Origin of the sequence: Parahaliea mediterranea (genome assembly GCF_017255185.1) — a bacterium.
Taxonomy (GTDB): Bacteria; Pseudomonadota; Gammaproteobacteria; order Pseudomonadales; family Halieaceae; genus JAFKCZ01.
This window is the reverse complement of sequence record NZ_JAFKCZ010000006.1, coordinates 307049-327832: the sequence shown is the minus strand read 5'-3', so window position 1 is coordinate 327832 and position 20784 is coordinate 307049. Positions and strand designations below refer to the sequence as shown.

Annotated in this window: 18 protein-coding genes; 15 read left to right on the top strand and 3 right to left on the bottom strand. The window is 54.0% G+C overall.

From position 1 onward, the window contains the following. Position 1: 1 nt before the first annotated feature. The gene (locus JYP50_RS10000) at positions 2–1153 is read right to left on the bottom strand and encodes a thiolase C-terminal domain-containing protein (protein ID WP_206560363.1); all 1152 of its coding nucleotides are present in this window, start codon (positions 1151–1153) and stop codon (positions 2–4) included. A 274-nt stretch (positions 1154–1427) separates the two neighbouring features. On the opposite strand from JYP50_RS10000, the gene JYP50_RS09995 reads away from it, so the two are divergent. From JYP50_RS09995 to JYP50_RS09945, 11 genes are all read left to right on the top strand, one after another. After that, positions 1428–2609: an acyl-CoA dehydrogenase family protein gene (locus JYP50_RS09995; RefSeq protein WP_206560362.1), complete on the top strand. Its 1182-nt coding sequence runs from the start codon at positions 1428–1430 to the stop codon at positions 2607–2609. Positions 2610–2618: 9 nt separating this feature from the next. Then, complete coding sequence (locus tag JYP50_RS09990; RefSeq protein WP_206560361.1) at positions 2619–3767, top strand: CoA transferase; 1149 nt, start codon at positions 2619–2621, stop codon at positions 3765–3767. Beyond that, complete coding sequence (locus JYP50_RS09985; RefSeq protein ID WP_206560360.1) at positions 3764–4282, top strand: FAS1-like dehydratase domain-containing protein; 519 nt, start codon at positions 3764–3766, stop codon at positions 4280–4282. The genes JYP50_RS09990 and JYP50_RS09985 overlap by 4 nt, the downstream gene beginning before the upstream one ends. Continuing rightward, positions 4279–4791: a MaoC/PaaZ C-terminal domain-containing protein gene (locus tag JYP50_RS09980; protein WP_206560359.1), complete on the top strand. Its 513-nt coding sequence runs from the start codon at positions 4279–4281 to the stop codon at positions 4789–4791. The genes JYP50_RS09985 and JYP50_RS09980 overlap by 4 nt, the downstream gene beginning before the upstream one ends. Next, positions 4788–5951, top strand: a complete 1164-nt coding sequence (locus JYP50_RS09975; protein ID WP_206560358.1) for an acyl-CoA dehydrogenase family protein — start codon at positions 4788–4790, stop codon at positions 5949–5951. The genes JYP50_RS09980 and JYP50_RS09975 overlap by 4 nt, the downstream gene beginning before the upstream one ends. A 22-nt stretch (positions 5952–5973) precedes the next feature. Then, on the top strand, positions 5974–6798 hold the full coding sequence (locus tag JYP50_RS09970) for an enoyl-CoA hydratase-related protein (protein ID WP_206560357.1): 825 nt from the start codon (positions 5974–5976) through the stop codon (positions 6796–6798). Positions 6799–6810: 12 nt separating this feature from the next. Continuing rightward, the gene (locus JYP50_RS09965) at positions 6811–7716 is read left to right on the top strand and encodes an SDR family NAD(P)-dependent oxidoreductase (protein ID WP_206560356.1); all 906 of its coding nucleotides are present in this window, start codon (positions 6811–6813) and stop codon (positions 7714–7716) included. A gap of 2 nt (positions 7717–7718) precedes the next feature. Continuing rightward, positions 7719–9170 (top strand): zinc ribbon domain-containing protein, encoded by a 1452-nt coding sequence (locus JYP50_RS09960; RefSeq protein ID WP_241263034.1) that lies wholly within the window; start codon positions 7719–7721, stop codon positions 9168–9170. After that, positions 9167–10318, top strand: a complete 1152-nt coding sequence (locus JYP50_RS09955; protein WP_206560354.1) for a thiolase C-terminal domain-containing protein — start codon at positions 9167–9169, stop codon at positions 10316–10318. The genes JYP50_RS09960 and JYP50_RS09955 overlap by 4 nt, the downstream gene beginning before the upstream one ends. 9 nt (positions 10319–10327) lie before the next feature. Further along, positions 10328–11650, top strand: coding sequence for an MFS transporter (locus JYP50_RS09950; RefSeq protein ID WP_206560353.1), 1323 nt, complete (start codon positions 10328–10330; stop codon positions 11648–11650). A gap of 146 nt (positions 11651–11796) precedes the next feature. Continuing rightward, positions 11797–12891, top strand: coding sequence for a zinc-dependent alcohol dehydrogenase (locus JYP50_RS09945; protein ID WP_206560352.1), 1095 nt, complete (start codon positions 11797–11799; stop codon positions 12889–12891). Positions 12892–13043: 152 nt separating this feature from the next. On the opposite strand, the gene JYP50_RS09940 is transcribed toward JYP50_RS09945, so the two are convergent. Next, entirely contained in the window at positions 13044–14063 is a 1020-nt protein-coding gene (locus JYP50_RS09940) for an acyl-CoA dehydrogenase family protein (protein WP_206560351.1), read from the bottom strand. Between the two features lie 102 nt (positions 14064–14165). Next, the gene (locus JYP50_RS09935; protein WP_206560350.1) at positions 14166–15167 is read right to left on the bottom strand and encodes an AraC family transcriptional regulator; all 1002 of its coding nucleotides are present in this window, start codon (positions 15165–15167) and stop codon (positions 14166–14168) included. Positions 15168–15333: 166 nt separating this feature from the next. Between JYP50_RS09935 and JYP50_RS09930 the strand changes: the two genes are divergently transcribed. The 4 genes from JYP50_RS09930 (at position 15334) to JYP50_RS09915 (ending at position 20784) form a co-directional block, all read left to right on the top strand. Next, positions 15334–16803 (top strand): AMP-binding protein, encoded by a 1470-nt coding sequence (locus JYP50_RS09930; RefSeq protein WP_206560349.1) that lies wholly within the window; start codon positions 15334–15336, stop codon positions 16801–16803. 313 nt (positions 16804–17116) lie between these two features. Next, positions 17117–18271 carry an acyl-CoA dehydrogenase family protein gene (locus JYP50_RS09925; RefSeq protein WP_206560348.1) on the top strand — a complete coding sequence of 385 codons (1155 nt, stop codon included), beginning with the start codon at positions 17117–17119 and terminating at the stop codon, positions 18269–18271. Between the two features lie 120 nt (positions 18272–18391). Next, positions 18392–19276 (top strand): amidohydrolase family protein, encoded by an 885-nt coding sequence (locus tag JYP50_RS09920; RefSeq protein WP_206560347.1) that lies wholly within the window; start codon positions 18392–18394, stop codon positions 19274–19276. Then, a complete protein-coding gene (locus JYP50_RS09915) occupies positions 19273–20784 on the top strand; it encodes an amidohydrolase family protein (RefSeq protein WP_206560346.1) in 1512 nt (503 codons plus the stop codon). Before JYP50_RS09920 ends, JYP50_RS09915 begins: the two co-directional genes overlap by 4 nt.

The window sequence follows — 20784 nt, the reverse complement described above, 5'->3', positions numbered from 1 at the left end:
GTTAACTCCTGAGAATAATTGCACTGGTGGGTGAGCAACCGCCGCCGGTAACGAGACAGGTGCTTGCAGAATCCACCTGGTTGCAAGCCGTCCCCCGAAGCTGCTTTACGCCTTCTGTGATTAAGTTGAAACCGTGTATATAGGCCTCGGACAGTCCTCCGCCCGCAGTGTTGACTGGCATCGGACTGTTGAGGCCAAGCCCGTTTTGATCGATGTACGAAGCGGCCTCGCCCTTGCTGCAAAAACCATAGGCCTCCAGGGAGAATAACACCAGCGATGTGAATGCATCGTAGATCTGCGCCACATCCACATCGGCGGGTTTGATGTCCGAATGCTGATAGAGCATTCTCGCGCAACTATCGGAACTTCCGTACATAGGGTTTTCAGAAAAAAAGTCGATCATACTGTGTGACTGTCTGGAAAGGCCCTGGCCATAGGCATGAATCTTGACTGGACGATGGCGGCAATCCCTGGCTCGCTCCGTGCTGGTGATCACTACAGCCGCCGCGCCATCAGACTCCAGGCAGTTGTCGAAGAGGCAGAGCGGCTGCGATATCCAGCGTGCGTCAAAGTACTTCTCCCGAGTTAGTACTTTGTCATACATCATCGCCAGCGGGTTATTGTTTGCCATCTCCCTAGCATTCAATGCCACCTTGGCGAGGTGATTTCTACTTGCGCCGGTCTCATGGAAGTAGCGCGCAGTTAACAAAGCGATTTCGTCTACCGGTCGCAAAACGCCCCAGGGCCGTGACCAGTTAGCGGCGGTTACCAGCCCGGCCGAGGCGGCCCGGTTGGCCCATACCCGGGAATCTGGTGCTCCACGTTTCCTGGACCGCCATGCAACGCCAACCTTGCATTGGCCCGTTGCTACAGCCATCGCCAGTAGTCCGATGGTGGCCGGCCCGCCTCCGCCGCCATGAGGTGTTTGGGCAAAAAAAGACAGTTCTCCAAAACCCAGATTTTTTGCCAGCTCGAAGTCTGAGGTCGTCTCCATCGTGTAGGACGCCAATCCATCGACTTCTTCGGGTGAGATCCCGGCATCCAAGAGCGCATCGCTGACAACCTGGCAGGCCAGGCGAAGCTCACTTTGTTCGAGTGACTTGGAAAACGCGGACTGTGAAATGCCCGCAATCGCTGCTTTGTCTTTGATCATCGAATCCCGCTCCGGTGCGTTAGTGATCAACTCTAGCAGCAGCCGAGGAAGGTTGCCGTTATCCCGGATGGAAAAACGGTGTCCGATCACGACATTGGTATTTCAATGGTGGCGGGCTGGCAGGTATCCACGCAAAGGCGTAATCAGCAGGATTCACCAGTATGTCATTTCTGGATGTTCGGCTGTCTTGACTGGACACTGATGGGTGGTGTTTCAGGTGTCATGAGCTTGATAGGATTTCTGCCAATAGTTCGGAAAGGGGTCGCAGACAGGGATGGATTTTCATTTTTCAGAGAAAGAGATCGAATTCGTAAAAGAAGTAAAAGCCTTCATTGAAGAAAATCGGTCGCCCGACGTGATGGACGTCACACGGGAGAATATGGCCCAGATCTGTGATACGCCGGAACGGCGTGCATTCATGAAGAAGCTCGCGAAGCGTGGCTGGCTTGGCCTGACCTGGCCAAGGGAGTACGGTGGCCAGGAAGTCGAGGGCGTCTATGAATACCTATTGAATGAGCTGCTTTCCTCTGTAGGGGCGCCGCAAATCGGCAAGGGTATCGGAATCATCGGCAAAACCCTAATGCGCCACGGATCGGATAAGCTGAAAAAGGAATTCCTTCCACAGATTCTTAGCGCGGAAATAGAATTTGCAGTGGGTTATTCCGAGCCAAGTGCTGGATCCGATGCTGCAGCAATGCGTTTAAAGGCCGAGAAAGATGGCAGCGAATGGATTCTGAACGGGCAGAAGATGTTTACAACATCCGCTCACTTTGCCGACTGGTACTGGGTTGGCGCGAGAACCGACACGTCTTCAACGAAGCACAACGGCATAACACTTTTCCTGATACGCATGGACGACCCTGGGCTCAAGGTCTATCCGATGCCGACCATGGGCAAGGAACGCACCAACATGGTCTACTTCGACAACGTGAAAGTATCTGACGAGTACCGCGTCGGGGAGATGAATAAGGGATTTCAATATATCTCGGAGGCGTTGGATCTGGAGCGATTTACCATGTTTACGTTCAGCCCGATTAAGAATCGTATCGAGCTACTAACGGATTTCGTACGTACAGGCGAGCGCGATGGAAAGGCGCTAAGAGATGATCCAGTGCTTCGTCAGCAGGTTGTCAATACGGTGGTTGAGGGGGAGGTTGCCCGATTGCTGGGTCTTCAGTTCGTATCGGCAGCGCTGGCGGGCGGGAAGCCGCCGACAAGCGAAGCCTCTGCCTATAAGTTGTACGCAACGGAACTCTCTCAACGTGTCGCAGACAAGACCATGGATATTGCCGGTCCTGGAAGCCAGCTGTGCCTTGGGAACGAAACCGCTCCGCTCAGAGGCCGAGCGGAAAGTACCTATACCTACACCGTGATCGACACTATTGGCGGTGGTTCCTCCGAGATCCAGAAAAATATTCTGGCCAGGCGAAAACTTGGTTTGCCAAAGAACTTCTGAGGGTCTGCCGTGACGAAAAAACTCACAGTTATCAATCTGGCGAGTGTGGGGCCGGGGGCGAGGGCTGCGCAAATACTCGCCGATCTCCGATATTCCGTTATCCAGGTTGGTGTGCCAACATCCCGCGGCGCTCTGCAGATCGAACCGGAGGCTTACGCTTATGGTGCGTCAAGGTTCGTCCGGCACCTGAGGATAGATTTGAAAAGTATCTCCGGGAGGAGAGCCTTTCACTTGTTGATAGAAAAGGCCGATGTGTTGATAGAGAGCTTTCGCCCGGGGGTAATGAAAAAACTGGAGTTGGACTATGAATCGCTCTGTAAGGTCAATTCATCACTGGTGTACTGTTCTGTATCGGGATATGGACAACAGGGGCGATATAGCCAATGGGCTGGACACGACATCAACTACCTCGCGGTAAGTGGTTTTCTGGACTGTAGCGGCAGGGACATCAACGGGGTACCGGCTATACCAGGTGCTACCGTGGCAGATAGTGCTGGTGGCGGCATGCAGGCTGTTATAGGAATTCAATCGGCATTGCTGAACAGGCAGGTTACCGGTGATGGGAAATACCTGGATGTTTCGGTACTGGACGGCATGCTCTCGATGATGTCACTACATATTGACAAATATCTGGCAACCGGAGAGCAAGTAAGCGCAGGCAACGATTTACTGACAGGTAAATACGCCTGGTACAGCTGCTATCGTACGGCTGATGAAAAATTCGTATCCATTGGTGCGATTGAGTCGAAGTTCTATCGCAACCTGTGTGTAGAACTCGGTTTGCCAGAATATACGGAACAACAGTTTGACCTTTCAGTTCAGGAAGAACTGCGGGGAAAACTAGCGAAGGTCATTGCGTCGGAAACGCGGCTCCACTGGGTGAAAGTGCTGTGCTCCAGAGACACCTGTGTCGCGCCGGTCTTAGGTATCGACGAAGTGGTTTCCGATCCCCACCTGCTAGAGCGCGGTACCTTTAACCACGTATCCGTAGGCCCGGAAGCCAGGTTCAAGCAGCTCGGCCCAATGATTGCCGGTTCAGAACCCATTGAGGAGGTTGAGGTTGAGCGTGGTCGTTCCCAGGCTCGAGAGATTCTGCGGGAAGTTGGAGCTGGGTCTGTCGAAATTGACGCCTGGATTGAGGAAGGGACGCTGCAATGAATGCCCGGAAGGATGAACTGCCCCCTCAGGTTAGTGAACTTATCGGTCGACGCCAGTATGAGATGTTTGGGGACGTCGCGGTTGAGCAGGGAGCAATCGAAAACTTTTGCGCGGCAGTTCGCTACGGTAATCCGCTGTACTGGAGCGAAGACTGTGCAGTGAAAACGGTAGGCTATCAATTCGCACCGCCCTCCATGATTTCAACCTGGTTCAGGCCACACCACTGGAAGCCGGGTGCGGATGAACCACAACTGGCTTTGCGTGCGCACTTCGATCTGAAAATGCTGCTGGAGTTGCCCGAGGCCATCATTTCGGATAATGAGCTGACTTTTGGTGCCCCGGCTCGAGTGGGTGAACGTATTCTTACTTACCAGGTTGTGAAATCAATCAGCGACTACAAGACAACGCGGCTGGGTATTGGGCGATTCTGGGTTGTGGATGTCGTGATAGAGAATGAGGAAGGGGTGTTTCTGGGCAGCGATAGTTACACCGCATTCGGGTATGTAAAACAATGACTAAACAGCGATTCGAGTGCCGGCGCTTTGACGATGTCGATGTCGGGACCACTCTGCCACCATTGAGTTTCGATGTGACCGCAACCGATATTGTTCTGGGCGCGGTGGCGAGCCGCGACTGGCGACCAATGCACCATGACCAGAAATTTGCGGTTGAGCGTAATGGTGTTAGGGACATATTCCTAAACACGCCGACCCAGGCTGGCTGGCTTGAGCACTACGTTACACGTTGGGCCGGGCCGGCGGCGAGACTCGGGAGAATGAAGTTTTCGATGAAGCAATCGATTTTTCCCGGTTCAACAATGGTTCTGGCCGGTGAAGTGAATGGCAAGCGTATCCAGAACTCCGCAGTTGGTTGGATTGGTATTTCCGTGTTGGTGTCCACTGAAGATGGAATAGCCACCAGTGCGGCGATCACACTTGCGCTGCCTGTACAAGCCGATACCAATCTTTGGACGCTGGAGCATAGTCAGTGGAATCCAAATTTCTATCAATGGGGTAATCAATGAATCTTTCTCACACAGAAGAACAGTCAGCCATTGCCGATCTTGTCCGCAGCATATGTGGCGACCACTCGACTACCGAAGCGGTACGTGCCATGGAGAATGATCCCAAGGGCTACAAAGACGAGCTGTGGACGGTACTGGCGGATTCCGGATTGCTTGGCACCATGATACCCGAGGAATACGGCGGTAATCCGATAGGTATGCTGGAAAATGTCAGTATGTACGAAGAGTTTGGTAGGAGCCTGGCGCCATGCCCACACTTCACGACGGCCATTCTCGCAGCCAGACTACTACAGGAAGTCGGTGAGTCGGAGCAATCGGCGCAGCTGCTTTCTCGAATCGCCGGGGGCGATATTGTGATGGCGATTGCCTGGCTGGAGCCGGACTCGGGGTATGAACCGGTCGGCGTAAACTGTCAAGCGGCCAGAGTGGAAGGTGGTGTCAGGCTAAATGGTCTCAAACGCCATGTATTTTTTGCCGGATCCTCGGAAAAATTGATCGTACTGGCAAGGACTGGCGACGAACCGGAGGATATTGATCTGTTCCTGGTCGACGCGGATGCGCCTGGGTTAACGCTGGATCAGGAGCTGAGCATGGCGTCAGATACACAGTATCAGGTGATGCTGCGTGATGTGTTCGTTCCGGATAGTGCTTGCCTCACCACTGGTGGTGCCGGATGGCGTACCTGGCACGGGGTTTTGTTGGAGGCGATTATCCTGGATGCATCTCGCGCAGTTGGACTGGCGCAGAAAGCGTTGGATATAACGGTCGAATACGCCAAGACCAGGGAGCAGTTCGACAAGCCAATTGCCGCTTTCCAGTCGATATCGCACTATCTCGCCGACTGCTCTACTGAAGTCGAGGGAGCCCGATTACTGGTAGCGGAGGCCGCCTGGGCATATGACCAGGGCCTGCCGCACGCTACCCTGGCGGCTGCCGCCAAGCTGTTCGCCTGCAAAGTGGCTCGTGCTGTTACGGCAAAGGCGCAGCAGATACACGGTGGTATCGGTTTCACCATGGAATACGATATCCAGCTCTATTTCCGGCGCGCCAAACAGCAGCAACTCAACTGGCTGGACAGCAGGGCGCTGGAAGCCGAAATTGCACATTCGGTCCTGGACAAGGGCTGTGCAATCGCGGCGGCCGACCCTTTTGCAGCCTGACCTCGATAAAGGGAGATTGACGGTGAATACTCAGTCTGGCGGCCTTGGATCGCTTGCGACGCTCATCTACGAGAAGCAAGAAAAGGTGGCTGTCGTCACGTTGAATCGTCCCGAAGCCCATAATGCCTTTAATCATACGATGATGGTCGAACTGGACCGCGTTTGGAACCACATCAAGTCAGATGATTCCGTTGCGGTCGTCGTTGTCAGTGCCGCTGGAGATAAGGCTTTTTGTACTGGCATGGATCTGTCGAATGTGTCGCCGGAACTGATCGAGAGTGTGTTTTGTACCGGTATGCAGGACTCGCCAATCTTTCGTATGACCGCCCTGCAGCAACAATGCTGGAAACCAGTAATAACCGCGGTAAACGGCATGGTTTGTGGTGGCGGATTTCACTTCATTGCTGACAGCGACATCGTTATCGCTGCCGACCATGCCACCTTCTTCGACACGCACGTGAAGCTTGGGTTGATTGCCGGCCTGGAACCCGTCGGTCTTGCCCGGCGTATACCTCTCGATTCTGTATTCAGGCTGGCATTTCTGGGTGGCTCGGAAAGAATGTCCTCCGAAGATGCCCTGCGTTGCGGGCTCATTGGCGAAGTCGTTGGCCAACAGGATCTAATGACTCGCGCGATGGAACTGGCTGAAAAGATTGCCAGGCATTCGCCTGCCGCGCTTGCGAAGAGTAAAAAGGCCATCTGGCGAAGCAAGGAAACCGGATTGACAGAGGCTTTGGATCGCACATGGCGAGAGATCATTGAGCATAGAAGCCACCCTGACACCCAGGAGGGGTTGGTCGCAATGGAAGAGCGAAGGAGCCCTCGCTGGGCTGCCTACAATGATTGAGTGGAGATGGTGATGGGAAAGTTACTTGAAGGGAAAATAGCAGTTGTGACCGGAGCCGGAAAGGGCATCGGAAAAGGTCATTGCGAACACCTGCTTAAGAACGGCGCGTCTGTGGTGGTCAACGACATAGACCGTGAAGCTGCGGATTTGCTTGTCGAGCAACTGGTCTCAAGCGGTGGCCGGGCTGTGGCGAACTACGCTGATATTGGCAGTCGTGAAGGGTGTGCCGAGTTGGTTGAAAGTTGCTGCGCACACTATGGAAGAATAGACATTCTCATCAACAACGCCGGTGTTGTACGGGACAAATCGTTCCTGAAACTCAATGACGATGATTTTGAACTCGTATGGCGTGTGCATGTTATGGGCACATTCTGGTGCAGTCAGCACGCGGCAAGAAAAATGGTGGAGCAGGGCGATGGTGGCGCCATCCTGAATACGACTTCGGGAGCGCAGTTTGGCAACTTCGGACAGACCAACTATTCGGCCGCAAAGGGCGCTATCTCTTCGATGACCTATACCTGGGCAATTGAGCTGGCCAGGAAGGGGATTCGGGTCAATGCCATTGGTCCGCTGGCAACCACGCACATGTCGGCAACGTATAAAGACGCGGATAACATGCCGTATTTTGATCCAGCGGCAAACGGGCCGATGGTATGCTGGTTGTGCAGCGATGAGGCTGACGCGATATCCGGCCAGGTATTCGGTACCGGTGGCGAACGCATTTCCCACATGGTGCAACCGCATTATGGGAAGACCCTGACGCGCGAAGGCGGCTGGGAGATCGAGGATATCAGAAAGCATTTCCTGCAGCACATGCCGGCGGAGTTTGGCCCCTTCGGCGTGCTTGGCAAGCCGTATCCCTTTCATGACGGCATCCAGTCCATTGCTGCCCAGGCAGCCACGGAGCAGGGTAGTTGAGCATGATGGTGGGTGTGGAAACGGCCGCCTGCTGCATTCCCTACCGGCGGCTTTCGCTGCCGGTCATTCGGGGTGGCCGAAACGATGCGGCGGCGCCGGAAAGAGCCGTTGCCTGGTTTGACGAAGACAGTATCACCATGGCTGTGGAGGCAGCGCGTCAATGTCTGGCCTACGCACAGTGGCCTGACATAGACGGACTGATCCTTGCCAGCACATCCTCGCCCTATGATGAAAAGCAGGGCGCCAGTATTGTCGCGCGCGCACTCAATCTTCCCAGCCATGTCAGTACAATGGATGTAGCGCAGTCATTGCGGGCCGGAACGACCGCAATTCAGTATGCCGTGGCGGCGGTGAAATCCGGAGAGATGAAAAGGGTGCTGGTCCTTGCGTCCGATGAACGGGCTGTGGCGCCAGGTTCCCCGGGCGAGATTGATCTTGGAGATGGCGCTGTCGCGCTCTTGATTGGAGCCGATGACGTGAAGCTCGCACTGAGCGGGTCTCGTAGCACCAATAACGAGATGATGGACGTCTGGCGGCGATCCGGCGATCGCTATCTCCATAGTTGGGAAGATCGCTTTATCAAGAAGCATGGCTATCAGCATGTTCTGGTGAGCGCCGTGCGCGAGTTCTGCGAGTCATACCGCTGTGAAGTGAAGGACTTCAGCCGGGTGTGTCTCTACGCTCCGGACCCGCGCAGCCACAAGACAGCAGTGTCTGAGCTGAACGTGGCAAAGGAGTGCGTTCAGGATCCCTTCTTCGGCCGTGTTGGAAATATCGGTGTCGGCGCAGCACTGCTTCAGCTAGTGGCCGCATTCGAGTCATTGAATGTAGGCGATCGGATACTCCTGGCGAGCTATGGCGACGGCGCCGACGTGTTGGCTTTTGAGCTTGTCAGCGCACCACCCAGTCACGCCACGGTTCCGAGAGCGCTCGAGCGCCGCAAGCCGGTTCTGCGCTATCAGGATTTTCTGTCGGCAAAGGGCTTACAGCATAGTGAATATGCTGATGCGGATTACCAGGGGATATCCGCGACAGTCCAATATAGAAATGCAAAGGAGAACCTGGGCCTGGTTGGCCAGCGTTGCAAAAGCTGCGATACGCATCAGTTTCCGCGAGGGAGAGTCTGCGGCCAATGCGGCGAGAAGGACAGCTGGGAAGAGGTCTGCTATTCGAGAGACTTTGCGAGATTGCTCACTTATACGAAGGATGCATTTTTCCCGGCACCAGAACCGCCGACCCTCGCTGGAATCGTTGAGGTCGAACGGCACTCGGTGGACGGCGGTAAGTCCAGGGGCCCGCGGATGCATATCCAGGTAGCTGAATGCGAAAAAGACGCTCTGCGATGTGGAATGCAACTCAAGTTCGTATTTCGATGCATCCACCGGGCGGGCAAGCGACCAAACTATTTCTGGAAATGTGTTCCGATTGATGAGCGTGAGAGCCAGGCAGTATGAGTTTGAAAGACAAGGTAGCGATTGTAGGGGTTGGCTGTTGTCAGTTCGGTGAAAACTGGGATCGCAGCGAGGAGGATATGATCGTCGACGCGGTCTACGAAGCCTACGACGATGCGAGTATCAATGATCCGGCGGGGCAGATCGACGCGATCTACTGTGGTTCTCTATACAGTAAAAGTGGGCCGGTGGAAGTCTCCGAAGCCCTGAAGCTCTACAAGCCGTTGACATCGGTTATGAATTATTGCGCGACCGGAACGGAAGCCGTGCGTGCCGCAGCCATGTCTATTGCTGCGGGTGTGTATGAAACGGTCCTGGTGGTTGGCTATGACAAGCCAAAAGATCGAGGCGTTTCCGGTCCTACAGTGAACATTTCAGATGTCAGGGGGCTTCCGGCGACACCGGCTGGTTGGTTCGCCGTATGTGCACAACCCTATTTTGAAAAGTATGGGGCCGGCAAAGAGCATCTGGCAAAGATCGCTGTCAAAAATCATTATAATGGGTCTCTCGCGCCAAAATCCTTTCTGAAGAAACGTATTTCCGTAGAAGAGGCTATGAATGGCAGGATGATATCCTGGCCCTTTGGTCTTTACGACTGCGCGGCGCAAACCGACGGTTGCGCCGCAGTTATTCTCACCAGGGCGGATCAGGCGCGCTCGTATAGGGACAATCCTGTATACATCAAAGGTATTGGCAGCGGCTGCGCACCGGATCCGAACAGAGATCCAACCTTTGATTTCCGTCGATGGAAACCAACCGAGAATGCCGCACGCGAAGCCTACGCCATGGCCGGAGTGAGCAATCCCGCAAAGGAGATTCATCTGGCGCAAGTACACGATTGTTTCACGCTGACCGAGCTGCTTTCCTATGAAGATCTTGGCTTTATTGAAAAAGGTGAAGCCAAAAACTACATCGACGACGGCTACTTTGAACTGGACGGGGGATTGCCAGTAAATACGGATGGCGGTTTGAAGGCTTTCGGTCACCCAACAGGCGCCAGTGGTGTCCGAATGATGGTCGAGAACGTGCTTCAGCTTCAAAAAAGGGCGGGTGAGAGATCCATTCGTCGAGACGCGACCCTTGCGCTGTCACATAATATTGGCGGTTTCCCAACCGGCTGTGCCGTCGCCATTCTTGGCATTGAGCGCTAGTACCTCGCCGTGTCTTCGGAACAGCAGAGTACTTATCCGAACCCAAGGGTCGCTAACTATGTCCTGGCCTTGCTGGTGTTCGCCTATATCCTGTCCTTTGTAGACAGAAACATTCTCGCAGTCATGGTGGGACCAATTCGGGAGGAGTTTTCCCTCACTGACTTCGAGTTCAGTATTTTGCATGGCTGGGCTTTCACCCTGTTCTATATCTTTCTCGGTTTTCCCATCGCCTGGTTGGCCGACCGCTTTTCGAGAAAGTGGATTATCGTTTCTGGCATAGCTTTGTGGAGCTGCATGACGGGAGTCTGTGGTCTCGCCAAGACTCATGCCGGTTTGTTTCTGGCCCGCGCTGGCGTGGGTGTCGGTGAGGCTGCGCTGTCTCCGGCGGCCTATTCGTTATTCGGCGACTACTTTCCCCCGAAACGCCTGAAGTATGCGACCTCAATCTATGCGTCCGGTATTGCACTGGGTAGCGGCGGCTCCTATATGATTGGTGGTTGGCTGTATGAGTGGTACGCATCGATTGGGGCCATTTCCGTTCCCGCCCTTGGCGTCGTATTGAAACCCTGGCAGATGACTTTTGTCAGTGTCGGCTTGCCGGGGTTTATCATCGCTTTTTTGTTGCTGATGGTTAGGGAGCCCCCTAGAAAACAAACAGCCCTGGATACCGGGGATCCGGTGCCGGTCACTGCCGTTTGGTTACACCTTTGCACTTATCGTCGGGCTTATTTTGGAGTCATAGGCAGCATGTCGATGATGGCGATTGTTGGCTACGGGGTAACAATTTGGCTTCCAGAGTTTTTCTTTCGCACACACGGCATGTCTAAATCCGCCAGCGGCACGTTTCTTGGCCTGGTGTTCATTGTTGGCGGTTGTCTGGGAACGATCTGCGGGGCTCCCATGGCCGGCTGGCTGGAAAGAAGGGGGTTTGGCGATGCAAACTTGCGTTTGGTGGCCTTGATTGCCAGTGCGGTTGCCCTGCCGTCGATCGCAGCAGCGCTAGTCCCAAGCGCTTGGCTGTCCATGGTGTTATTTGCGATCGCGCAGTTTTTCCAGTTTGCCCATGCTGGCGTAGGTCTGGCGGCGCTCCAGCTGATTACACCCAACCGGATGCGGGCGCAGGTATCGGCGTTATTCCTGTTTGCCACGAGCCTGTTTGGTTTGGCGCTGGGTGGTAGCTGTATCGCCTTTTTTACCGACTATGTATTCAAAGACGACTATTCACTGCACTATTCAATGGCAGTGGTGGCACTCGTATTTTACCCTCTGGCGGCTTCTGTGGCCTGGGTGGGTTTGTCCGGCTATCGACAGGCGCAGCGCGCCATCGCCTGAATCAGCGGCTTTCCAAGCTGCTGAAAGTCGCAATGAGGCGGGTAAAGTGGATGGATAAGACAGGCGTTTATGGGGGGCTTTGACTCTCCGGGCTGCACGCAAATGCGGGATAATCCGGGATAGAAACTCCACGAAGGCTTGCAAAGATGCTCCCGAAAACCTCGTTTGCTATGGTACAAACCGGCGTCAGGACGCTGGAGGCACGCGACGTCCCGATACCCGATATCGACGATGAAAGCGCGATCCTAAAGATCGAAGCCTGTGGTATCTGTGGTAGCGACTACGAGCAGTATGAAGGCCAGTTGCCAGTTCCCTATCCAGCGATTCCCGGCCACGAACCCCTGGGTACAATAGCCGCGATAGGTGACAAGGCGGCGCGCCGATGGAAGGTTGACGTCGGTGATCGGGTAGCCGTGGAAGCACAGATTGCCTGTCACCATTGCCATACCTGCTACAGCGGTCAGTATCAGCAGTGTAGCGATATCCGTGTGTATTCCTTTTTGCCGCTTACTTACAGGCCAGGTCTGTGGGGCGCCTATTCCCAGTACATGTATATCGACGCCAATTCCATCGTACATCCCGTTGATCCGGCGTTACCCGCGGAGATAGCCGTAATGTTCAATCCGCTGGGAGCTGGATTTCGCTGGGCGGTGGAGCTTCCGCGGACACAGTTGGGAGAATCGGTATTGATAATGGGGCCAGGTCAGCGTGGGCTGGCGAGTGTTATTGCGGCCCGTGAAGCGGGTGCTGGTGACATAATAGTCACGGGGCTGGCTGCCGACGCGGAAAAGCTGCGACTGGCAAAACTGTTTGGGGCGAGCCACACGATCGATGTTGAAAACGAAGATGCGAAATCCCGCGTCAAGGAGTTGACCCAGGGCCGCGGTGTCGATGTCGTCATCGATTTGACTCCCTATGCCACCCGTCCGGTAACGGATGCCATTCGCTTTGCTCGTCGAGGTGGGCGTATTGTCCTGGCTGGTATGAAAGGCGCCAAGGAGATCCCCGGATTCGTCAGCGACGAAGTTATTGGCAAGGAGCTGACGATTCAGGGGGCGAGTGGTGTGACCTCCAGTGGCTACCGATCAGCCATTCGTGCCATCGAAGCGAGGCGATATCCACTTCAGGAGATGCATACCCATAATTTCCCGCTGAAAGACGCGGAACTCGCGATCAAAACGCTTGCGCGGGAGATACCCGGAGACGAGTCCATTCACTCCTGCCTGATACCGGAGTTTTGAGCAAGTCGTGCTAATCGGCTGGTCTGAACGCCTTTACCGTCGGGTGGCCTTCCAACTGTACAATCTTGTTGTCCAGCACTGCGTGCGCCCCTTGGCTGTCACACGGATGTAGGCGCCGAGGCGATATCGCGGCGCCGGCATATCCACTGGGGTCATACTGAGGGAGACGCCTGTTCGCTAAGCTGCTCAACCAGCATTTGCTGGTCCGCAAACAAGGTTTCCAGTATATGGGCACGTTTGTAAAGGTAGTGGACTGGCATCTCTTGTGTAAACCCCATTGCACCATGAATCTGTATTGCCAGCTCTGCGTTTTTTCTTGCGGCCTCACAGGCCATCCACTTGGCCGCAAGGCTGTCATAAGTCGCGGCTTTGTCGGAACTTTCCAATTCCAGGGCAGCTTGCACCACCAGGGATAGCGCAGCTTCGCTGCGTAGCGCCATTTCGGCGCAATAGTGCTTCATTGCCTGGAATGAGGCAATCGGCTTGCCGAACTGCTGTCTTTCTTTTGCATAGTCAACAGATAACGCCAGTGCGCGTTCGGATACACCGGTCGCCATGGCGGCGGCCATTACCACAGCCTGGTAAAACACGTAACTATTGTTGCTGGCGGTCACGGGGGGCACACCGTCGAAATCGATACGAAATAGCGGTATGCTCTCGTCAATACCGCGTTCTTCGGTGACTTTTCCTGCGCTCATTGCAACCAGGCAGCTGCCTTCAGTGCCGGTAACCAAGCCATAGGCACAACGCTCCGCATCCAGTGCATAGAACGAGCCGGAAACGGTATTGCCATTGTATGTGTTTAAATCGTTGCCAATCAGCGGGCAGACAATGCTTTCGCCGCTGGCGATGGAGAGCCGGACTTGATCCATATCTGAGTTGCAAAGCAACGTCAGGGCAAGGCTACCGGCTAAAAAGTGGGGTGACAGCAGGTGTCTTCCCGCTTCGATGAAGAGCAAGGCCTCCTCTGCCAAAGTCAGCCCTGATCCGCCTATTCCTTCTTCAGAGGAGATAGCCAGCCACCCCAGTTCCGCGAGATCTGGCCAAAGCGCGAGGTCAGAAGGCGCAGTGCCGGATTGTGGATTTAGCCTCGATAATGGAAATTTACTTTGCAGTACCTGCTGAAAGGCGGCGATTATCTGTTCTTGGTCTGAATCTGGCAGATAGTTCATTGCGACTGCTTCATTGCTTATCTTGAGTTAAATGCTCGCATAATCCGAAGCCGCTGGTATCAGTAAGATGTGTCCGAAAAAGACAGTGTTGCGACAATAGTACTATTCTTGCCGATACTCGGAGACTTTCTTCCCGGTCCAGCTCTTGAAAGCGCGCCTGAAGTTGCTGACATTTGAAAATCCCAGGGCGTAGCTGATTTCTTTTGGCGTAAGATCGGTGCATGAAAGGTATTCAAGTGCCAATTCTTTGCGCAGCGTATTGATAAGCTCCTGGTAAGTAATGCCCTCGCTTCGCAAGCGCCGCGCCAGGGTCCTGGGGCTGATAGACAGTTTCTCCGCCATTTCATTCAGGCCGATGAAACTTCCTGGCATATTAAGAAGAATGTAGCGTATGCGCTCCGAAATTTTATCGGAGTGCTGCTGTTGTTTGATCAGTTGGCTACAGAGTTGGTCGCACAGGGAAAAGACGTCTTCGTCGGCCATCACAATGGGGTCGTCGAGTCGACGTGCGTCGAAATGAATCAGTGTTTTGGGTTGATCAAAATAGATCGGGCAGCCGAAAATCTTGCTGTACTTACTGCCATAAGCTGGTTCGGGATACTGAAGATGAACTTCAAGAGGCAGGAATTCCCTGTCGGTCAAGGTAGAAGATAGCGCCATGGCGCGAGTGATAAACTCCTCGGTGGCGAAGCGAATCAGTCCGCCCAGAGGAAACATTTCCTTCAGTTCACAGGTCCACTTGTTGCCGTGTATATGATCCAGCGGTAATACGAGGTATTCATTTAGGTTATGGTAGCGGTGAATGACCGTACGTGCCTGAGCCAGGGTGGTGCTGCTCAGCGTCGCATAGCCGAGAACTCCGAGGTCGCTGACTTTAATTTCCGCGCCGAGTTCAAGTCCGAGGCTTTCGCAGCCGGTAAGTCTCAGCATATTGCTGATGACCTTCCGGTATTGATCAGGCGCAGCACGAAAACCCTCGGATGGATTAGCACTGCTGCGGATACTGCAACCATCCAAAACTTCACTTTCGCTGAAGCCACGATAAGCCATCCGTTTGAGGTAGTACGAGATTTTGTTCTTTGAATCGCTGCGCTGTAAATTCATGGATTCCGCACTGGGTTGACGTCTCTTGCTGGTTAATTATGAATCTGATTTGGCTTTAATGGAATTATTTAGTGTCTGTTTAGCTCCAAGCACTAATATACTATCTATTGTTAGTCGGTGACTATATGAGTGTCTGTGGCTTTAGTAATCGGTGGGAATGGCGGGTATGAAGTCAGATAATGCAAAGCCATACGTTCAGGTAATTGCCGAACTGGCAGCGCAAGAACCTGAACGTGTTGCCATCTATGTCGAAGAGCAACAACTAACGATTGCTGATCTCGACCGGCGCTCAACGCGAATGGCGCAGGCATATCGTGGTCTTGGCGTCAAGTACGACGACGTCGTAACCCTTGCGATGCCAAATGGCATCGAGGTGCTGGTTGCGATACTCGCTTGTTGGAAAGTGGGTGCATTACCCAATCCCATATCGTCCAGTATGCCTCAAGCTGAGTTAATACAGCTAGCCGAGCGGGCCAGGCCTGCGCTCATTGTGGCTGACAATGCCAGCGGCCTCGACTATACCTGTCTACCAACGGACTTTGAGCCAGGCGAAGATTGGCCTGATGAGCCTCTGCCGGATTTGCCGATAGTCGGGGGCGAGCGGGCATTGGCGTCGGGGGGCAGCACTGGCGTTCCGAAGCTGATAATCCCGAGCAATCGAGCTGAATTGGACGCCGGCAGTGTACTGTCCTTGTTTCAGGCTAGAGATGCCGCTGTAGTACCTGGCCCCTTATACCACGCAACGCCTTTCACCGCGGTATGGCAAGGGATTCTTAACGGTTGCACAGTAGTTCTTATGCGGCGCTTTGATGCCGAACAGTTTCTCCAACTCATTGAGCGGCATCGTGTGGACAGAATCACCCTGGTTCCCACGATGATGTTAAGAATCTGGAATCTACCCGAGGACGTTCGATTACGCTATGACCTTTCCAGCCTGGAAATGGTAATCAGTGGTGGTGCTCCGTTGCCAAGGTGGTTGATGCGAGCCTGGATAGAGTGGCTTGGGCCGGATGTCATGCATGAGGCGTATGGGCCCAGTGAGCGTATCGGGGGCACCTTCATCAGTGGACATGAGTGGTTGCAGCACCCGGGATCGGTAGGTAAGCCACTACCGTATTGCCGCATTAAAATTCTTGATAAAGCCTACAAGGAATGCCCCCCGGGCGAGATTGGCGAGATATACTTTATGCCTGTTTCCGGACCGGGGTCGACCTATGTCTACCGGGGTACAGAATCGAGAAGGACCGAGGACGGCTGGGAATCGGTTGGCGATATGGGCTACCTGGATGACGAGGGCTACCTCTACCTGGCTGATCGGCGTGCCGATATGATCGTCGTGAATGGCCGCAACATCTATCCCGCCGAAATAGAGGGGGCGATCGAGAAATATCCCACGGTAAGGTCGTGTGCGGTCATTGGCCTGCCCGACGAACAATCTGAGCAGTTGATACATGCTATCGTGGACTGTGAGCCGGGCTCGGTGGACGACCAAGTTCTAAAGTCACACCTGGAAGCGCTGATTACACCGTATAAAATACCTCATCGCTTTGAATACGTGAACCGTCCGCTTCGCAACGATGCGGGTAAAGTCCGTCGAAGTGCGCTACGCGAAGCGAGGTTGCGAGCAGCCCAATAAGCCAGTAATGATTGTCAATAGCCACCGGAGGGTTGGGCGATGTCCAACCCGCCGAATTAGGTTCCCCTCGTGGGCGCCGGTACGAATCGGGCTCTAACGGCCTGGAAGTCAGACCGCTGCGAATACGCATTGCCGCAATGGCGATTGTCGCGTAAACCAAATCGGTCCTGGATGGTAAGCCGGGTGTGCCTGTCTAGTGTTGATACAACTTTGCGGCATTCGATTCCGAGTGCCGATGTCCGATACCAGGCCGTTTCGTCTAGTATTGATCACCCGGTGTTTATGGCAGTAGTCGCCTGTTGAGGAAAAAATAATGAACATTGATTTTACAGAACAGCAGCTGGCACTGCGTTTGCAGGTTCGAGAATGGCTATCCCAGCACGTCCCGGAGCAGCCAAGGCCGCCTTCAACGAGTGAAGAGGCAAAGGCCTTTGACCTGAGCTGGCAGCAAAAGTTATACGAAGGCGGTTGGGCTGGGATCGCGTGGCCAAAAGAGTTCGGCGGGCGCGGGATGGATGCGATTGAGCAATTGATTTTTCTTCAGGAATATACCAGGGCGGGCGCACCGGACGAGGGGTTTCGGTTCAATGGCCTGAACCTCGGCGGGCCTACCATCATTGAGTTCGGTACCGATGAACAAAAATCGCAATATCTGCCGCCAATCCTAAGCGGAGAGGCCATATGGTGCCAGGGATTTTCAGAGCCCGGTGCCGGATCCGACCTGGCGGCGATTCAAACCAAGGCCGTTGTAGACGGGGACTGTCTGGTGATTAACGGTCAAAAGATCTGGACGAGCTTTGCCCGGTTTTCCGACTATCAGCAAGTACTGGTACGCAGTGACCCGGGGTCGCAGCGGCACAAAGGCTTGTCCTGGCTGATCCTGAAAATGGATACTCCCGGGATTTCCATACGGCCTATCCAGGATATGGCAGGTGGCGATGACCTGCATGAGGTATTTTATTCCGATGTTCGGGTACCCATCGCCAATGTGGTGGGTGGTCTGCACAACGGCTGGAGGGTCGCGATGGGGCAGCTCGGGTTTGAGCGGGGCTCTGCCTTCATGCCTTTGCAGATTGAGCTGGCGCAGGCGGTGGAAGCACTGCGTGAGGACGTATGTTCCAGGCTTCCCGCGGGCCACAGGCGCGAGCGGTACCTGGAGGAGTTGGCAGTACTGGCCGCCGAGGTGAGATCTTTACAGGCGATGACCATTATGGCTATTTCCAGGATCCAGAAATCCGGAATTCCCGGCGCAGAAGGTTCTATGTTGAAGTTGCACTATTCGGAACTGACAAAAAAACTCGGCAGGCTGGCGATGAAGTTGCTTCAGACTTCGAGAATCAGCTTGAGCGGTTCGCTGGGGCGCTGGCCGCACTGGATGCTGTGGTCGTTTGGCGTTTCGCTGGGAGGTGGTACCAGCGAAATTCAGAAGAACATTATCGCGGAGCGTATGCTGCATATGCCGCGCTAGCGGGATTGCCGGCGGCTTTTCCACGCTGAGTTTATTTGCATGGCGAGTTAGACGGGTTTCGTCAAGCATTCCTCGCGGGAGCATGAGATATTCCGTGCATGATTCTGATGTGAGGTGGCCGTGAACTATAAAAAATCCATAGACCCCTGGGTCAACGTCAATATGGGGGATGCCGCGGACGTCCCGTATATGCAGGCAGTCAAAAACGACTATTTCAAGGGCGACGACAGTTTCTTCCGCAACATCTCTCCAGAAGAACTGATCGCCGAGATGGATCGGTACAACGTCGAAAAATCGTTGGTTACCTATAACCTCCAGGAACCCAAAGAGTGGATTTTGGAGTTTTCGGAGAAATATCCACAACGTATATTTCTGGCTGTTGTTCCTGACCTGGCAGCCGGGATGCGCGGTCTCTGGGAATTGGAGGCATTGGCAAGGGATGTGCCGGTCGCAATGGCTCGTGTAGCGCCGTTTCAAAGCGGTATTGCACCAAACGACCCGCTGTACTATCCGCTCTATACCAAGTGTGTTGAACTGGATCTCCCTGTCGGTATCAATACCGGCATTTGCGGGCCACCCATGCCCAGCGAATGCCAGAATCCCATGCATCTGGACAAGGTCTGTCATCATTTCAAAGAGTTGAAACTGATCATGCAGCACGGCGCAGACCCCTGGTGGGATTTTGCGATTCGTCTGATGATCAAGTATCGCAATCTGTACATGATGACATCTGCTTATGCGCCACGTCATTTTCCGCAATCGCTGCTGCACTTTATGAAAACCCGCGGGCGCGGGAAGGTCATGTTCGCATCTGACCACCCTGTACTGAGCATAGAGCGGTGCGTAAAAGAGGCTCACACGCTTGGGCTTGAAGATGTGTTGCTGGAAGAATTCCTGTTTGGTACAGCTCAAAGTGTGCTGTTTGGCACGCGAAGCAGTCGGTACGGTTCCCTCGCAATTGATCAATACACCACGGGCCATCATAGTGAGGCGGTTCTAGCATGAGTGATTTCTTCAGCCGAAAACAGCGTAGTAAATTCGCGCAGGCAAGCAAACTCGCGAATAAGACACCGGTGCCAACCCACTCCATCTCCAATGGAGAGTATGATCCACTGCCGCGAACCGACGAGCAGCGTCGAGTGGAGAGCCTGATCAATGAGATGGCCGAAAAACAGGCATTGAAGCATGGAATGAGTCGCAGGAAGTTTCTTAAGAGCAGCAGCGGCATGGCCGCTGCATTCGTCGCGATGAACAGCGTTTATGGGCCGGTTTTCGATGTGCAAGCCGCTGAGGCCTCAGACCTTGATGCTGCTGAAGAGCGCCGCAAACGACTGGCCAGTCAGTTTGTGTTCGATGACCAGGTGCATTTTGTACATGAAGATTTTGACACCGAGTTCATGCTGGATTACGCCTCCTATGCAGGTGAGCACTGGAACCCGGATATGTACCAGGATATCGGGCTGACACTGGACCGGTACCGGTTCGACAACTTCATCAAGGAAGTGTACCTGGATAGTGATACCAAGGTCTGCCTGGTGTCCAGCGCGCCAACTTCCGGGGATCTTTCCGGTCTGTTGATATCCAACAAGCAGATGGCCTTGACGCGGGAGCTGGTGAATCGCCTGGCAGGTAGCCAGCGCATGTTATGCCACAGTGTGATCATTCCTGGTCAGGATGACTGGCTCGATGACGTAGACAAGATGGTGGAGACCCTGAAGCCGGATGCATGGAAAGGTTACACAGTGGGAAATCCCTTCCATCCACAAAACCTTCCTTATCGTCTTGACGATGAGAAGCTGATGTATCCGTTCTATGAGAAAATGGTCAAGTCAGGCATAAAAACCATATGTATTCATAAAGGACTGCTGCCCAAAAATTACCTGACCGAGATGTCGGATCTGTGGCCTTACGCCACGGTGGATGACGTGCCGAAGGCGGCGCTCGACTGGCCGGACATTAACTTTGTTATCTACCATGCCGGGTTGCGCCCCTGGTTGGAACCGCCGGACAAAGAGATGGCGGAGTTTGAGCGCACCGGATACATACCCTGGGTCTCGGATCTCGCGGAAATTCCGCAGAAATACGGCGTCAACAATGTCTATGGCGAAATTGGATCCTCCTTCGCCCAGTCAGCTGTAACCAATCCGAGATTCTGCGCAGCATTCATGGGCACGCTACTCAAAGGGATGGGTACGGATCATGTGATCTGGGGTACGGATTCGGTTTGGTATGGTTCACCGCAATGGCAGATAGAAGCGCTTCGTCGCCTGGAAATTCCCGACGATATGCAGAAAAAGCATGGGTTCTCACCGCTTGGCCACGAGGAAGGCGATATCAAGTCAGCCATTCTGGGCTTGAATGGTGCTGCTCTGTACGGGCTCAATACCGCCGGTAGCGCCGATTCCCTGCAGAAGGACACAATTGAAAGAATGAAAAGCGAGTATCACGCTCGCGGCGTAGGTACGAGCAACAATGCCTATGGATATATTCTCGATGAAAATGGCAAGGGATAA

Coding starts and splice junctions, on each gene's coding strand:
- JYP50_RS10000 (WP_206560363.1), bottom strand. CDS start 1,153: ATGATCAAAGACAAAGCAGCGATTGCGGGCATTTCACAGTCCGCGTTT.
- JYP50_RS09995 (WP_206560362.1), top strand. CDS start 1,428: ATGGATTTTCATTTTTCAGAGAAAGAGATCGAATTCGTAAAAGAAGTA.
- JYP50_RS09985 (WP_206560360.1), top strand. CDS start 3,764: ATGAATGCCCGGAAGGATGAACTGCCCCCTCAGGTTAGTGAACTTATC.
- JYP50_RS09980 (WP_206560359.1), top strand. CDS start 4,279: ATGACTAAACAGCGATTCGAGTGCCGGCGCTTTGACGATGTCGATGTC.
- JYP50_RS09975 (WP_206560358.1), top strand. CDS start 4,788: ATGAATCTTTCTCACACAGAAGAACAGTCAGCCATTGCCGATCTTGTC.
- JYP50_RS09965 (WP_206560356.1), top strand. CDS start 6,811: ATGGGAAAGTTACTTGAAGGGAAAATAGCAGTTGTGACCGGAGCCGGA.
- JYP50_RS09960 (WP_241263034.1), top strand. CDS start 7,719: ATGATGGTGGGTGTGGAAACGGCCGCCTGCTGCATTCCCTACCGGCGG.
- JYP50_RS09955 (WP_206560354.1), top strand. CDS start 9,167: ATGAGTTTGAAAGACAAGGTAGCGATTGTAGGGGTTGGCTGTTGTCAG.
- JYP50_RS09945 (WP_206560352.1), top strand. CDS start 11,797: ATGCTCCCGAAAACCTCGTTTGCTATGGTACAAACCGGCGTCAGGACG.
- JYP50_RS09940 (WP_206560351.1), bottom strand. CDS start 14,063: ATGAACTATCTGCCAGATTCAGACCAAGAACAGATAATCGCCGCCTTT.
- JYP50_RS09935 (WP_206560350.1), bottom strand. CDS start 15,167: ATGAATTTACAGCGCAGCGATTCAAAGAACAAAATCTCGTACTACCTC.
- JYP50_RS09930 (WP_206560349.1), top strand. CDS start 15,334: ATGAAGTCAGATAATGCAAAGCCATACGTTCAGGTAATTGCCGAACTG.
- JYP50_RS09925 (WP_206560348.1), top strand. CDS start 17,117: ATGAACATTGATTTTACAGAACAGCAGCTGGCACTGCGTTTGCAGGTT.
- JYP50_RS09915 (WP_206560346.1), top strand. CDS start 19,273: ATGAGTGATTTCTTCAGCCGAAAACAGCGTAGTAAATTCGCGCAGGCA.